15 protein-coding genes are annotated in these 13,709 nt (G+C 45.7%); 7 read left to right on the top strand and 8 right to left on the bottom strand.

What is annotated here, in order from left to right; translation table 11 throughout:
- Window positions 1-4 precede the first annotated feature (4 nt).
- Window positions 5-238, top strand: coding sequence for a DUF6061 family protein (locus tag DXB43_RS12830; RefSeq protein ID WP_055303613.1), 234 nt, complete (start codon window positions 5-7; stop codon window positions 236-238).
- A 157-nt stretch (window positions 239-395) separates the two neighbouring features.
- Here DXB43_RS12830 and DXB43_RS12825 read toward each other — a convergent pair whose 3' ends face one another.
- The 7 genes from DXB43_RS12825 to DXB43_RS12795 all read right to left on the bottom strand — a co-directional run bounded on the left by DXB43_RS12825 (window position 396) and on the right by DXB43_RS12795 (window position 6,433).
- A complete protein-coding gene (locus DXB43_RS12825) occupies window positions 396-722 on the bottom strand; it encodes a hypothetical protein (protein ID WP_055303614.1) in 327 nt (108 codons plus the stop codon).
- A 38-nt stretch (window positions 723-760) separates the two neighbouring features.
- Complete coding sequence (locus tag DXB43_RS12820) at window positions 761-1,642, bottom strand: sensor histidine kinase (RefSeq protein ID WP_055303615.1); 882 nt, start codon at window positions 1,640-1,642, stop codon at window positions 761-763.
- A 12-nt stretch (window positions 1,643-1,654) separates the two neighbouring features.
- Window positions 1,655-2,491 carry an ABC transporter permease subunit gene (locus DXB43_RS12815; protein WP_158557451.1) on the bottom strand — a complete coding sequence of 279 codons (837 nt, stop codon included), beginning with the start codon at window positions 2,489-2,491 and terminating at the stop codon, window positions 1,655-1,657.
- Entirely contained in the window at window positions 2,484-3,398 is a 915-nt protein-coding gene (locus DXB43_RS12810) for an ABC transporter ATP-binding protein (RefSeq protein WP_055303617.1), read from the bottom strand. The genes DXB43_RS12815 and DXB43_RS12810 overlap by 8 nt, the downstream gene beginning before the upstream one ends.
- Window positions 3,399-3,465: 67 nt before the next feature.
- Complete coding sequence (locus DXB43_RS12805; RefSeq protein WP_055303618.1) at window positions 3,466-4,149, bottom strand: response regulator transcription factor; 684 nt, start codon at window positions 4,147-4,149, stop codon at window positions 3,466-3,468.
- A 23-nt stretch (window positions 4,150-4,172) separates the two neighbouring features.
- Window positions 4,173-5,204 carry a hypothetical protein gene (locus tag DXB43_RS12800; RefSeq protein ID WP_117841782.1) on the bottom strand — a complete coding sequence of 344 codons (1,032 nt, stop codon included), beginning with the start codon at window positions 5,202-5,204 and terminating at the stop codon, window positions 4,173-4,175.
- Between the two features lie 125 nt (window positions 5,205-5,329).
- Window positions 5,330-6,433: a DUF6076 domain-containing protein gene (locus tag DXB43_RS12795; protein ID WP_055303620.1), complete on the bottom strand. Its 1,104-nt coding sequence runs from the start codon at window positions 6,431-6,433 to the stop codon at window positions 5,330-5,332.
- 222 nt (window positions 6,434-6,655) lie between these two features.
- On the opposite strand from DXB43_RS12795, the gene DXB43_RS12790 reads away from it, so the two are divergent.
- Window positions 6,656-7,276 carry a CHC2 zinc finger domain-containing protein gene (locus DXB43_RS12790; RefSeq protein ID WP_117767770.1) on the top strand — a complete coding sequence of 207 codons (621 nt, stop codon included), beginning with the start codon at window positions 6,656-6,658 and terminating at the stop codon, window positions 7,274-7,276.
- Window positions 7,251-8,624, top strand: coding sequence for a DNA primase family protein (locus DXB43_RS12785; protein WP_117947750.1), 1,374 nt, complete (start codon window positions 7,251-7,253; stop codon window positions 8,622-8,624). Before DXB43_RS12790 ends, DXB43_RS12785 begins: the two co-directional genes overlap by 26 nt.
- A 211-nt stretch (window positions 8,625-8,835) precedes the next feature.
- Here the strand turns inward: DXB43_RS12785 and DXB43_RS12780 are convergent, their stop codons facing one another.
- Window positions 8,836-9,456, bottom strand: coding sequence for a CHC2 zinc finger domain-containing protein (locus tag DXB43_RS12780; protein WP_243006022.1), 621 nt, complete (start codon window positions 9,454-9,456; stop codon window positions 8,836-8,838).
- 222 nt (window positions 9,457-9,678) lie between these two features.
- On the opposite strand from DXB43_RS12780, the gene DXB43_RS12775 reads away from it, so the two are divergent.
- The 4 genes from DXB43_RS12775 (at window position 9,679) to DXB43_RS12760 (ending at window position 13,571) form a co-directional block, all read left to right on the top strand.
- A complete protein-coding gene (locus DXB43_RS12775; protein ID WP_033121508.1) occupies window positions 9,679-10,785 on the top strand; it encodes a DUF6076 domain-containing protein in 1,107 nt (368 codons plus the stop codon).
- Window positions 10,786-10,795: 10 nt separating this feature from the next.
- Window positions 10,796-11,503: a hypothetical protein gene (locus DXB43_RS12770; RefSeq protein ID WP_055228676.1), complete on the top strand. Its 708-nt coding sequence runs from the start codon at window positions 10,796-10,798 to the stop codon at window positions 11,501-11,503.
- Window positions 11,504-11,538: 35 nt separating this feature from the next.
- Window positions 11,539-12,726 (top strand): hypothetical protein, encoded by a 1,188-nt coding sequence (locus DXB43_RS12765; RefSeq protein ID WP_033121506.1) that lies wholly within the window; start codon window positions 11,539-11,541, stop codon window positions 12,724-12,726.
- A gap of 77 nt (window positions 12,727-12,803) precedes the next feature.
- Entirely contained in the window at window positions 12,804-13,571 is a 768-nt protein-coding gene (locus DXB43_RS12760) for an ABC transporter ATP-binding protein (RefSeq protein ID WP_033121505.1), read from the top strand.
- Window positions 13,572-13,709: the final 138 nt, after the last annotated feature.

Genomic DNA, 13,709 nt, shown 5'->3' with positions numbered 1-13,709 from the left:
TCTTATGGATAGATTGATTTCTTGTAAGTTTAACATGGATACCGCTTGTGTGGAACTGAAATTCTTTGATGGTAGTATGATTGCGATTGATACGATTGCGGTTGAGAACGAGGTTGCCGACAATATGTATCAGAGGTCGGAACTGGATTATCTGATTTACAATGACCCGATTGGATATGCTGATTTGATATTGAACGGAGATTCCAAAACCTATTTGAAAAACTGTTACAGAGTATAAATCTGTGGATACGGCGATTGGAGCGATTTGCCTGGCTCACTAAACCTCTAAGCCCATAGTTATTGGCTAAGGCAGATATTCAACTTTAATTTTAGAAAACATAAATAAAGGCTATCCAATCTTTTTGACTGGGTAGCCTTTGAAAGTTTTGCTCTTTCTACTTTTTAAGAATCAATTTATGAATGACCATGCCGATTATCAAACCAAAGGATGATACTGCCAAATACCAAAGCGAATGTATCAATGCTGTCTCGTTATAGTATATAAACACAGATGGCACAAATGTAATTGCTATGATTATTGGATACAAGTACTTTACTTTCAGATTTGAAATGCTGCCAATTAGAATTGAAAGCAATAATGTTGCTAAAATAAGCAAAACTATCATTCCCATAACGTCTGTTGGTCCTGCAAATAATGGAAATACATAAAACATAAATAATTGAATTAAGAGTATTAGTATCTCCTTCAAGTATTTCTTCATAATCAAAACACCTCCGTTCATATAAACTCTTTTTTATTTCATTTTGCAAAGATTATCTTGATTTGCAGTTTGTCATTGTTGTAGATTGCTCCAATACTTCCGCCCATACGCTCAATCAGCAGCTTGGCGATGGACAATCCCAAACCGGTTGAATTGCGACTGGCTTCTACTGTATAGAAACGGTCAAACAATCTGCCGACCGTCACATAATTCAGATTGTGCGCCGTGTTGCTGAATGTAACACAGCCGTTCTTATCCATGACTACGGACAGATCGCCGTCAGAGTATTTCAGCGCATTGCTGATAATGTTGGAAAAGATACGGTTGACCGCACCTGCATCCAGTTCACGGAAAACCGGTTCCTCCGGCAATTCGATTTCCGGTTGGATGCCTTTTTCCTGCATGACCGCATAGAAAGACAGCAGACTTTCCTCCAATGCCCGGACAACATCCATACGTTCTGGTTTCAGTTCCTGAAAAGAAGTAACCACACTATATCTGAATAGTTCTTCGGTTAGATTTTTTAAAACATCTGTTCTGTTTTGGATTTGAGAAAGATAGCAGTGTACCGTTTCGCTTTTTTCCTCTCGTTCCAATAGGTCAAGATAACCGTTTATCGCCGTAAGCGGAGTTCTCAGGTCATGGGAAATATTGGTGATAGCTTCTTTCAGTTCCAGATCGCCCTGTTGGTAACGATGGCGTTCCTTGCGGAGCAATCGAAGCTGGATATTAATCTCCGAAGCCAGTTTTCTCAGATGAGGGTCGCTGGAAGAAATATCAATCAGAGTGTTTGTGTCGGAGGAAAGACGTTCCTGGAATTCTGTATGAATTTCATCAATACTTTTTTCTATAAAAATAATCTTTGTGATTAGAAAAAATACAACAATTAGCAAAATACAACACAAAATCCAAGGGAACATCTTTCTACCTCCTTACTTTAGGTTCTTTTTCTTAAAGGAACGACTTCCTATAAGAGATGTTGAAAAAATTACAAACGCAGAGCACAATGGAAGAAAAATCAGGTGTTCCACCCCTTCTTCGCAAAGAATTACACCTTGTCCTCCAGGTGTCAGACAGATAAGAAATTCCAGCAGGATACGAAATGTTCCACCGATGAATTTGATATTTTGGGGATGCCATCGCACAGTTGGGTCTGTATCACTCCACATCCATCCATCCAATAACTCTGGTTCTGCAAAACGATCATAAAGGAGCATCCCGATTATGACCATTGCAGCTACAGCTCCCAGACAAAGAAGTGTCGCTGAGTTTTTGTTCTCCGCCAGACTTGCCAACAGACAACATACGCTGGAGAGTGCAACGACCATCAAAAGGCTTGAAAAAATATAAAATGCCATCTCTCCCAAAGAGAGGTTCAGGCTTGCCGTACCCAGTAGCGGAATACCCAGCATCCCATTAACTATCAACCAGATTAGTGCAGTACTCAGTCCAGCACATATGGTCAGGAGAAGATTGGAAAAATAAACTTCTTCACGAGTGTGTCCGCAGATTAGTTTATTGCGCAGAGTTCCATATTCATAGTCTGTTCCCCACAAATATGCGGCAAATACGGCGATAAATGGTCCCATCAGGGGTGAATATCCAAAAAAACGGGCGACCAGCTTATAGATGTATGCATTAGTCAAATTCGTCTGGAAGTAACCGTTGAGGATGATGAATGCGGAAAGCAATACAGCAATCACTAATTCTATTCGAATCATTTTTTTATTCTCTGTACGGTAAAAGGCTGCTCGAAAAAGTTTACGCATTATTATCACCTCCAACCAGAGAGATGTAATAACTCTCCAAACTTTCATCTTTTTCCTGCATAGACAGCACTTCGCAGTTTTCCTTTGCCAGTACAACGGTCAGCTGTGTCACATTGATCTTTGCGAACACATCGGCTGTTGTTGCGGAGATAATTTTATATTCCAGATTCATGGAATCCAGCACACGAGCCAGAGTAGAAGTATCGGTCACTTCCATGCGGACACACTTGCGGCAAACTGTGTCCAGTTCTTCTGCACTCAGTTCCTTCACCATGCGACCATTATCAATGATACCGTAATGAGTAGCCAGACGGGAAAGTTCATCCAGAATGTGACTGGAAATAAGAACTGTAATCTGTTTTTCTCGGTTCAACTTCAAAATCAGTTCTCGCATTTCCACAATACCCTGAGGGTCGAGACCATTTACAGGCTCATCAAGAACAAGAAAGTCGGGATCACCGGCTAATGCGATAGCGATGCCCAGACGCTGCTTCATACCGAGGGAGAAGTTCTTCGCTTTTTTCTCTCCCGTGTTGTCGAGACCTACCAGCTTCAACAATTCCTGAATACAATCAAATGATGGCAGACCAAGAATGAGATACTGGTGCTTCAGATTTTCCTCCGCAGTCATATCCATGTAGATGGACGGTGTTTCCACCACAGCACCCATGCGACGGCGGGATTTGATAATATCCTTGCTGTCATTGCGGATGCCGTACAGAGAAAAGCTACCGGAAGTCGGTTCCTGCAATCCGCAGATCAAGCGGATCAGGGTTGTCTTACCAGCGCCGTTCTTTCCCACAAAGCCATAGATGGAACCTTTGGGAACATTCATAGTAAGACCATTCAATGCCTGAAAGTTTTTATACTTTTTTGTCAGGCTGTTTGTTTGCAAAATATAGTTCATATTGTATTACCTCCTTTGCTGACCTAAGTTTACAAAACAAAAGTCAAGAAAGTGGTCAAGAAAAACGTCAAGATTTGGTCAAGATTTTTTGTTCTGCCAATTTGAAACCAATTCCCCAGACTGTTTCGATATAGTCTACACCGCTGACATCCTGCATCTTTTTACGAAGATTGCTGATGTGCTGCTTCAAAGAACGCTCGGTGCAGTCGGGTGTGTCCAGACTGATTCTGTCAAGCAGGACACTCTTTGAAATTACCTGTTTGGGATTTTCCATCAGCAGTTTTAAGATGGCATACTCCGTTCGGGTCAGCTTCACAGGCTGCTCCTGTACTGTCAGAGAAAGGGAAACCATATCCAAAACCAAATCGCCAACGGAAAGAGATTTGGTTTCGCCATGTTGTTCTGCCTTGCGGAGCTGAACAGTGATACGGGCAAGAAGCTCCTTTGTATCAAAAGGCTTGGTCATGTAATCTGCCGCACCGCCCAGCAGAAGATTTACCTTGTCTTGCACATCTACTTTTGCGCTGAGAACGATAACAGGAATGTTCTCAATGTGGGGCAGAACTTCCTCGCCAGACAATCCCGGCAACATCAGATCCAGCAGCACCAAATCGGGCTTGTTTTGTGAAAGAAGATATAACGCTTCTGTGCCGGAGTATGCACGAAGAACAGAATAGCCCTCTTGCACCAGCACTTCTCTCAGCATATCTCCAATATGAATATCATCATCTATGATTGCGATTGTTTTCATTCTCGTTCCTCGTCAATTTCCTTTTATAGTTCAAACGCTACTATCGTTTCCTTTGGCAACTTCTCGTTTTCGCAGTTTAGAAGGTAGGCTATTGCCTTGTTCGCAAAGCGGTTTGTTTTCATTGTATCCCAATCGGCAAGTCGGACTATTTCTGATGTGCCGTTCTCAAAATCAAATGAAATCTGGCCCCATTCGCCGTCGCAGTCTGCTTGGTATTCGTAGATTGCGGTGGCGATTTTCTTTTTTCGTTTGGTCTTGGATTTCTGTTTCAAGCGGACAGCATGGATTGCGCCCTCGGCAACCAACAATTCTGTCAGTTTGTCCACTGCTCTGCGGTAGGCTCGCTCCGCACCGCTGGCAGTGCTGCCCTCAAACATTACAGCCAGTTCCTCAAAGGTGGGACGGCCTTTCCATGAGCCGACATGCCCGCAGGTCATGCAGATTGCCAGCCGCTTTTCAAGCAAGGTCTGTTCCCGGTAGTTCAGCTTATCAAAAGCTCGCTGCACCTTTTCTGCCTGTATGCCGTTCCAGAGGATGTCGGAGTAGTTCCAAGTATCATCAAGAGCAACATCTTCGCCCGTTTCCTCGCCGTCCTCATCTGTCACATAGAATGGTTGCTGATTGCGGATACCTCGAACAACTCTCAGATATTCTTCCGCAAGGGCAAAGTCACAGTTATACTTTTTGGAAAACTCGCTGACCGCACCCTTGGCAGGATCATAGTCCATCAGCTTTTGGAGCATTTGTTCCCTGCAGGAGAGCTTTATATCTATAAAACGGTCTGTATCGTACAGATCGCCGCCATCCACACCCCAAAAGCCTTTGATGCGCTTATTGAGCTGTGGCTCATAATGGTGGAGGAAGAACGAGAAATATATCAAATTCTTTTCCCGCAAGGCAGACAGGATATATTCATTCAGACTGCCCACCGCTGGCGGTTCCGGTTCCAGTTGGAAGATGCGCTCTGCCATATAGGGAATGATACCATCACCGTGCGGATTGACAGCGTATTTTGGTATGTATCCGGTCATATTCCATGTAAAATCACTTAGCATAGCGCACCTCCTTTCAACGTCCAATTTCAAATTTATTTCTTTTTCTTACTCGCAAAAATTGCAATTATACAGAAAACCAAGAAAAACAAAAATCCTATTTTCATTGACTGTTCCTCCTAACAAATTCAAATGCACTTTTGGGCTTCTTTCTTCAAAGCAACCTGTTCCATTTCTTTCTCATAAGTTCCCTTGGCATAAGCGACATTACTTTTTGCCCGGAGCATCTTATCTTTCGCCAGTTTCTTCATAACCTCTGCTAAATCCTCATCCAGTTTGCCACGCTTGATATAGCGGTTTATGGTATTCAGCCGCTTTTCGTATATCTGGATAACAGGATGATCGTCTGCAAGCTCCCGTTGTTCTCTGCCTTTCAGATTGCCGATCTGTCGGCAGGTGCGGTGTAGCTTGTCCCCCGGCGCATAGCCGCCGCAGTATTTGGTGTGCCTTGCGTTGGTTGTCAGAAACCATTTGCCGCAAATTTTACATTTCTTCGGTGCATGACCGACACACAAGCCCTCAAAGAGATCAGACCGGAACATCCCCACAAAGGATACATAATGGATTCGCTTGACGAGCTTTGCAACTTTTTCGCCGGGACGGATGACCGATACATACTGAACGGAATTGTTCAGGGTAGACATCCAGGCATTGCCCTCCGTGATAGAGAACTCCGGCGGGAAATAGCTGCCGAACATTCTGGCGAAGCCCTCTGCGGTACGGTCTGCTTCATTTCCGTCTGATTTTTCCGCAAAATCAAGCATTGCGGTTTGGTATTCCCCAAGGGAGTATGCCAGATGCCCGAATACAGCAGTATATCGTTGGAGCATCATTGCATCGGCATAGTTCGGGATTTCTTCAAACTGCAAGGAATTAGTTGCGGCTTTTATGGCAAACTCCATATATTTCAGCGCATTGTCCGCAGTAAAGACTTTTTCAATCCGTTCTCTATGTTTTGGAATATTCATATTGGAGAACGGCGGCGTTTCGCTGAGAATATCCACCATTGTCAGCACAGCTTCCTTTGCCATAGGAAAGAGTGCGGAAGCATCCTGTCCGGCGTTTAACATTCCAAGCAGTAGATTGATTTTCTCGCATTGCTCGTTCATTCTTGCGAGGGTATCCGCAGGAACATTCAGCGCATCACAGGCAAGAGTACCGATAGGAAATATTTTGCCCTCATATATGACCGTATCCTGCCAAAAATCCAATGTCATCAGTTCTTGATTCATGCTTGCCCTCCTGTCCTGTTTTTTCACTTTTCTAATTATACCATGCAAATGTGAAGAAATCTACATCATCAGATAAGTTGTCCTGTTTTTTGAAATGAGGTTGTCCTGCTTTTAGCCTGCTTTTTTTCAAATCCGTCATAACCATAGTAGAAAGGGCGAAGCACCTGCCAATCACGGCGGGTGCTTCGTGCTTTCCAGACTATTATGAACGGAGGTTTTTCTATGACAATCTATGAAAACATCAAGGCGGCGATCAGCGTGAAGCAAGCTGCCGAGCACTATGGGCTGAAAGTCAACCGCAGCGGTATGACTTGCTGCCCATTCCACAATGACCGGCATCCGAGCTTGAAGCTGAATGAAGATTATTTCTTCTGCTTCGGTTGCGGAGCCAAGGGAGACGTGATCGACCTTGTGGCAAAGCTGTTCAATCTGAGTAACCATGAAGCAGTGCAAAAGCTGGCTGCGGACTTTGGGCTTGACCCGAAACCGCCCACTGCCGCAGCTATGGTCAAGCCAAAGCGTCCCTATATCCGTCAGTTCCGGGAGGATGAAATGCTGTGTTTCCGGGTGCTGACGGATTATCTGCATCTGTTGGAGGATTGGAAAGTGCGCTATGCACCAAAGACACCGGACGAGCCTTATGATGACCGTTTTGTGGAAGCCTGCCAGATGCACTGCCATATCGAATATATGGCAGATGTGCTGACCGTGGGCGAATTGGAACAGCGTGTAGCTGTTGTGGACAAACTGATGAAGGACGGGTATATCGACTTTCTGAAAGAGTACACTGCACGAAAGAAAAAGGAGGTGGCACACCATGGCGAAGAACCGGAAAACGCCTGATATGAATTTGCCTGTCTGGTTTGATGGGCAGAATATCAATGAAGCTCTGTTTTGTGAAGAATTTCTGCAAGAGAGCAGAATCATCTTTGCAAACAGGGCTTTCTTTACGCCCAATGGACGGGTAACGGATGATATTGTCCTGCGGGGCGAGGTCTACGAAAAGCTGAAAAGCTACACCATCAGCAGCGTACCGCAGAAGATCAAAAACATCATGGAATTGCTGAAACTGGAAGCCATGGTTGAGGATCTTCCTCCCCAGCCTGACCGCATCCATGTTGCCAACGGAACGCTCATGCTGGATGGAAGATTTATCGAGGGGAAAAAGGAAATCGTACAGAGCCGATTGCCTGTTTCCTACAATCCAAACGCTGCTGCACCTGCTCTGTGGCTGAACTTTTTGGACGGTTTGCTCTATGAAGAAGATATTCCCACCTTGCAGGAGTTTATCGGCTACTGCCTGATTCCCTCCAACAAGGGGCAGCGCATGATGGTGATTAAGGGCAACGGCGGCGAGGGCAAATCTCAAATCGGTGCAGTGCTGTCCACCATATTCGGCACGAATATGAAAGACGGCAGTATCGGTAAAATTTTCGAAAACCGCTTCGCCCGTGCCGATCTGGAACACATCCTGCTGTGCGTGGATGATGATATGCGGATGGAAGCTCTGCGCCAGACCAACTATGTAAAATCCATTGTAACCGCACAGGGCAAGATGGATTTGGAACGCAAAGGTAAACAGAGCTATCGGGGCTGGATGTTCGCCCGGTTGATGGCATTCAGCAATGGCGATCTGCAAGCCCTGTATGACCGTAGCGATGGTTTTTACCGTAGACAGCTTGTGCTGACTACCAAGGAAAAGCCCGTGGACAGAGCCGACGATCCCGATCTTGCAGAGAAGATGAAAGCCGAAGCCGAGGGGATTTTCCTCTGGGCATTTGAAGGCTTGCAGCGGCTTGTTGCCAACAACTTTAAGTTTACGGAGAGCGACCGCATCCGTGAAAACCGGGAAGCGGTCAAGCGTGACAATAACAACATTTTTGACTTCATGGATTCCGAGGGATATATCCGGCGCAAGGCGGATGCGTCCATCAGTTCCAAGGACTTTTACGCTATCTATCGCCTGTGGTGTGAGGAAAACTCCCTTGCCCCTCTGAAATCCCGCAGCTTCAGCGATGCCATGGTTGCCAATGCAAAGAAATTTAATTTGGAGCATTGCAACAACATCACCAACTCAGCCGGACGGCGGGTATGGGGATTTATGGGTGTGGAAGCTGTGGCACGACCTAATATAAACGGGTTTTACGACGTTTCGCCATGTACGTACGTACCGGAGGAATGGCAGGACTGATTCCTGTCTTTCGTTTTCTGTATGTATGTACACAGCGTTTTACCTGTTTTCCTTTTTTATAGGAATAATCAGCTGTCAGAACTGACCTGTTTTCGGGCATTGAAAATCAATGGTAATGGAAACAGCAAAGTTCTTGACCGCAGGACGAAACCATTTCACCAAATCGTGCTTCTCCAAACCATGCACCCAGTTTACGAAACAATGGGTGTTTTCACTGTTTCAGACAAAATCCCACGGAACAGCAAAGTGGGATATATGCCTGTATGGACAGAGTATCGCACTCACAAAATGAAAGCGATTTTGGAGAAAGCAGATTTTTCACTGTTCGGTGCATCTGCTCCGCTTTGGGGAGTAGCCTTTGCACCGAATTGTAAATCAAAAGCATCTGGCAGGCTTCCACAAAACGGTCATCCAGAGCATCTTCCGGTGTCTTGGGTGCGTATCGTATTTTCCAATCTTCCAGCAGATGCAGATAATCCGTCAGCACCCGGAAACACAGCATTTCATTCTCCCGGAACTGACGGATATAGGGACGCTTTGGCTTGACCATAGCTGCGGCAGTGGGCGGTTTCGGGTCAAGCCCGAAGTCCGCAGCCAGCTTTTGCGCTGCTTCATAACTGCTCAGATCGAACAGTCTTGCCACAAGGTCGATTACATCCCCCTTGGCTCCGCAGCCGAAGCAGAAGAAATAATCCTCGTTCAGCTTCAAGCTCGGATGCCTGTCGTTGTGGAACGGGCAGCAAGCCATACCATTGCGGTTGACATTCAGCCCGTAGTGTTTTGCGGCTTGCTTTACGCTGATTGCCGCCTTGATGATTTCATAGATTGTCATAGAAAAACCTCCGTTCATAGTATTTAGAAAGCACGAAACACCCGCCGTGATTGGCAGGGGTTTGGCTCCTTCTACTATGGTTATGCCGGATTTTTCAAAAAACAGGCTAATCGGAGGACAACCCCGTTTCAAAAAACAGGACAACTTATGGATAGATGTAGATTTCTTTACATTAGCATGATAGAATTAAGAAAATGAAAAAACAGGACAGGAGGGGCAAGCATGAACCAAGAACTGATGACATTGGATTTTTGGCAGGATACGGTCATATATGAGGGAAAAACACTTCCTGTCGGCGCTCTTGCCTGTGATGCGCTGAATGTCCCTGCGGATACCATCGCAAAGATGAACGAGCAATGCGAGAAAATCAATCTGCTGCTTGGAATATTAAACGCCGGACAGGATGCTTCTGCACTCTGTCCTATTGCAACGGAAGCTGCTCTGACGATGCTTGATATTCTCAGTCAAACACCGCCGTTCTCCTATATGAATATCTCAAAGCACAGAGAACGGATTGAAAAAGTCTTTACTGTGGACAATGCGCTGAAATATGTGGAGTTTGCCATAAAAGCCGCAACCAATTCTTTGCAATTTGAAGAAATCCAGAACTTTGCCGATGCGATGATGCTCCAACGCTATACCGCAGTTTTCGGGCATCTGGCATACTCCCTTGGGGAATACCAAACGGCCATGCTTGATTTTGCAGAAAAATCAGACGGCAATGAAGCAGAACGCACCGCAGAGGGTTTTGCAAAAATGTTCGGCGACTATTTTCCGCCGGAGTTCTCTATCACGGAGGGCAATGCCTGGATGTCTACTTTGAATAATTCCGTTCAGTATATATCGGTCATCCGTCCCGGCGAAAAAGTTGCGAAGCTGGTCAAGCGGATGCACTATGTATCCTTTGTAGGGATGTTCCGGTCTGATCTTTTTGAGGGCTTATGTGTTGGTCATGCCCCGAAAAAATGCAAAATCTGCGGCAAGTGGTTCCTCACCACCAACGCAAGGCACACCAAATACTGCGGCGGCTATGCACCGGGGGACAAGCTGCACCGCACTTGCCGACAGATCGGCAACCTGAAAGGCAGAGAACAACGGGAGCTTGCGGACGATCATCCGGTGAAACAGATTTATGAGAAACGGCTGAACACCATAAACCGCTATGTGAAGCGTGGTACTCTGGACGCTGATCTTGCAGAGGTTATGAAAAAGCTGGCAAAGGATAAAATGCTTCGAGCGCTGAGCAATGTCGCCTATGCCAAAGGTGATTACGAAAAAGAGATGGGACAGGCTGCTTTGAAGAAAGAAGCAAAATTACGGACGAAATGAGGAATATGTAATGGCACAGAAATATGATTTAACTGATATTGGGAATGCGCTTAGCCGGGTTATGGACAATCCTATGACCAAAATAATCCGTTCTGGCTCTATTGGTGTGTTGGGCGTAGTAAACCCAGTTGCGGGAATTGTAGGCGGAATAGGAAATGATCTTCTATCTGAATACAATACCTTCAAACTCGGCCATCTACTGAACGGTCTTGCATCTGGCTTTAATCTCGAAAGAAGATTGAACGAGCTTTACAACTATGTAAACTCCAGCCCGGAAAAGGCTATTATCGTAGCCAATCTGTTCAAACAAACCGTAAATGCAGAATGCCCAAAGGTTTGCGTTATTTATGGTCTAATTCTTGCAAACCATTTAGAAACACTTACAGAATTCACGCACGAAGAATTGATTGTCTGTAAAGCTTTGGAAAACGCTACGGATTATGATCTGAAGAATTTCAAAGAAATAATGGAGAACTATCTTAAGCCAACATCAAATGGAAGAAGAATTGTATTTCCAAAAGACTTTGCAGATATTGCTGCTTTCACCACCACATGCGATTGGTGTGTATATAATAGAATCTTTGTTTCTCGCACAGCAGAGTGGGGTGAAATGGAAGAAGGCATTTTGGATATGAGCACGTACTATTACGAGGCAAATCCTGCATCTGTTCTTCTGGATAATATAAATGCTGCAAGACAAACTTGGAATTATGGTTAATTATTCCCGCTGATTACTTAGAAGGGAGGTGCGCTATGCTAAATGATTTTTCGTGGAACATGACCGGATACATACCGAAGCACCAAGTTAATCCACACGGTGACGGCATCATCCCCTATGTGGCAGAGCGCATCTTCCAACTGGAACCGGAACCGCCAGCGGTGGACAGTCTGAATGAATATATCCTGTCTGCTTTGCGGGAAAAGAATTTGCTATATTTTTCGTTCTTTCTGCACCACTACGAAACGCAGCTCAACAAGCGCATCAAAGGCTTTCTCAGTGTGGACGGCGGCAATCTGTACGACACAGACCGATTTATCGATATAAAGATCTCCTGCCGGGAGCAAATGCTCCAAAAGCTGATGGACTATGATCCTGCCAAGGGTGCGGAGTATGCTACATACATCTATCCGTTCATCTGGGATTCTATGCTCCGTTTCCGCATGGGCGAAGAAAAATGGTCGGTATCCTCTCTGACCAATTACAAAATGGTGCGATCAATGGCGTGGCTGTACCATAACACCAAAGATGCGGTCAACCAGTTTTCCAAGAAGTATAACTGCGACCTTGCTCTTGCGGAAGAATATCTGAAAGTTGTCCGTGGAATCCGCAACCAGCAGCCGTTCTATATAACGGACGAGGACGGCGAGGAAACAGGCGAGGATATAGCCCTTGACGATAGCTGGAACTATACCGACATCCTCTGGAACGGCATACAAGCAGAAAAGGTACAGCGGGCATTTGAGAAGCTGAATTACCGGGAACAGACCTTGCTCGAAAAACGGTTAGCAATCTGTATGACCTGCGGGCGAGTTGGCTCATGGAAGAACCGCCCCACTTTTGAAGAATTGGCGATTATGTTTGAGGGCAGCACAGCCAGCGGTGCAGAGCGAGCCTACCGGAAAGCGGTGGACAAACTGACAGAACTGCTGGTTGCCGAAGGTGCGCTCCATGCTGTCCGGCTGAAACAGAAAACCAAAACCAAGCGCAAAAAGAAAATCGCCGCCGCAATCTACGAATATCAAGCAGACTGCGACGGCGAATGGGGCGAAATTTCAGTTGATTTTGAGAACGGCACAGCAGAGATTATCCGACTTGCTGATTGGGATACAATTAAAACGAACTGGTTTGCCAAGGAGGCGATCCGGTATATTTTATCATTGTCGCCTGATGCTCTTACAAAATATATGCTCGTCCCCCTTGAGCCGCCACTTATATCTTGAATCCTTACAACCACTGTAAGTGGTATTTGCTGTGTTCCCATGCTATCATTTTATTACAAATGATAGGAGGTATTCACATGAAACCCATTTTGAATATTGAAAATTTAACAAAAATCTATGGCAATGTGCCAAGTCAAACAAAGGCACTGAATGGGATCACCTTCCAGGTGATGCCGGGAGAGTTTCTCGGCATTATGGGAAGCAGCGGTTCCGGTAAATCCACACTGCTCAATTGTATTGCGACTGTGATTCAACCCACAGGTGGAAGCATTCAGGTGGAAGGCGATACTCTGCAATCCCTCAAGGGAAAGGCTCTTGCAGAGTACCGTGGCAAAAAAGTTGGTTATCTATTCCAGAACTTTGAATTGCTGGACAACCTGACTGGCAGGGAAAACATCCTGCTCCCGACTTCCTTGCATGGGGTATCCGAAGCAGAAAGCAGCCAGCGGCTGAAGCAGTTGGCTGACTATCTGGAAATCACTGATGTTCTGGATAAGTTTCCGTCCAAGATGTCCGGCGGCCAGCGTCAGCGTGTTGCGGCAGCAAGGGCTCTGATCTTACATCCCCAAATGATCCTTGCCGATGAACCGACGGGTGCGCTGGATTCTAAGAACGCAAGAAGTCTTATGGAGAAGCTGTCCGGCCTGAATCGTGACGAACAAGCTACGATCCTGATGGTAACCCATGATTCCAATGCCGCCAGCTTTTGCAAGCGCATTCTGTTCATCCAGGACGGCGTGATCTTTCATGAGCTTCGGCGTGGAGACGAAAGCCAGCAGGAGTTCTACGGGCGCATCCTGAAGGTGATGGCGCAACTGGGAGGGGGCAGCGCAAATGTTCTCTAATCTCATTCTTCGGAACAGCCACCGCAGCCGAAAGGAAAACGGTCTGTTTTTCAGCTCCCTGGTGATTTCTATTGTTGCCTTTTACATGATTCTTTCCATCTCCACTCAAGATGTGATGCTCTTTTTGCAGAAAATGGA

Origin of the sequence: Roseburia sp. OM04-10BH (genome assembly GCF_003462605.1) — a bacterium.
In the GTDB taxonomy this organism is placed as follows: Bacteria; Bacillota; Clostridia; order Lachnospirales; family Lachnospiraceae; genus Roseburia_C; species Roseburia_C amylophila.
The sequence above is the reverse complement of the archived record's forward strand: the minus strand, read 5'-3'. Positions and strand labels throughout refer to the sequence as shown.

What these genes read in the sequence shown, in the direction of transcription:
- DXB43_RS12830 (WP_055303613.1), top strand. Translation starts at nt 5, where the DNA reads ATGGATAGATTGATTTCTTGTAAGTTTAACATGGATACCGCTTGTGTG.
- DXB43_RS12825 (WP_055303614.1), bottom strand. Translation starts at nt 722, where the DNA reads ATGAAGAAATACTTGAAGGAGATACTAATACTCTTAATTCAATTATTT.
- DXB43_RS12820 (WP_055303615.1), bottom strand. Translation starts at nt 1,642, where the DNA reads ATGTTCCCTTGGATTTTGTGTTGTATTTTGCTAATTGTTGTATTTTTT.
- DXB43_RS12815 (WP_158557451.1), bottom strand. Translation starts at nt 2,491, where the DNA reads ATGCGTAAACTTTTTCGAGCAGCCTTTTACCGTACAGAGAATAAAAAA.
- DXB43_RS12810 (WP_055303617.1), bottom strand. Translation starts at nt 3,398, where the DNA reads ATGAACTATATTTTGCAAACAAACAGCCTGACAAAAAAGTATAAAAAC.
- DXB43_RS12805 (WP_055303618.1), bottom strand. Translation starts at nt 4,149, where the DNA reads ATGAAAACAATCGCAATCATAGATGATGATATTCATATTGGAGATATG.
- DXB43_RS12800 (WP_117841782.1), bottom strand. Translation starts at nt 5,204, where the DNA reads ATGCTAAGTGATTTTACATGGAATATGACCGGATACATACCAAAATAC.
- DXB43_RS12795 (WP_055303620.1), bottom strand. Translation starts at nt 6,433, where the DNA reads ATGAATCAAGAACTGATGACATTGGATTTTTGGCAGGATACGGTCATA.
- DXB43_RS12790 (WP_117767770.1), top strand. Translation starts at nt 6,656, where the DNA reads ATGACAATCTATGAAAACATCAAGGCGGCGATCAGCGTGAAGCAAGCT.
- DXB43_RS12785 (WP_117947750.1), top strand. Translation starts at nt 7,251, where the DNA reads ATGGCGAAGAACCGGAAAACGCCTGATATGAATTTGCCTGTCTGGTTT.
- DXB43_RS12780 (WP_243006022.1), bottom strand. Translation starts at nt 9,456, where the DNA reads ATGACAATCTATGAAATCATCAAGGCGGCAATCAGCGTAAAGCAAGCC.
- DXB43_RS12775 (WP_033121508.1), top strand. Translation starts at nt 9,679, where the DNA reads ATGAACCAAGAACTGATGACATTGGATTTTTGGCAGGATACGGTCATA.
- DXB43_RS12770 (WP_055228676.1), top strand. Translation starts at nt 10,796, where the DNA reads ATGGCACAGAAATATGATTTAACTGATATTGGGAATGCGCTTAGCCGG.
- DXB43_RS12765 (WP_033121506.1), top strand. Translation starts at nt 11,539, where the DNA reads ATGCTAAATGATTTTTCGTGGAACATGACCGGATACATACCGAAGCAC.
- DXB43_RS12760 (WP_033121505.1), top strand. Translation starts at nt 12,804, where the DNA reads ATGAAACCCATTTTGAATATTGAAAATTTAACAAAAATCTATGGCAAT.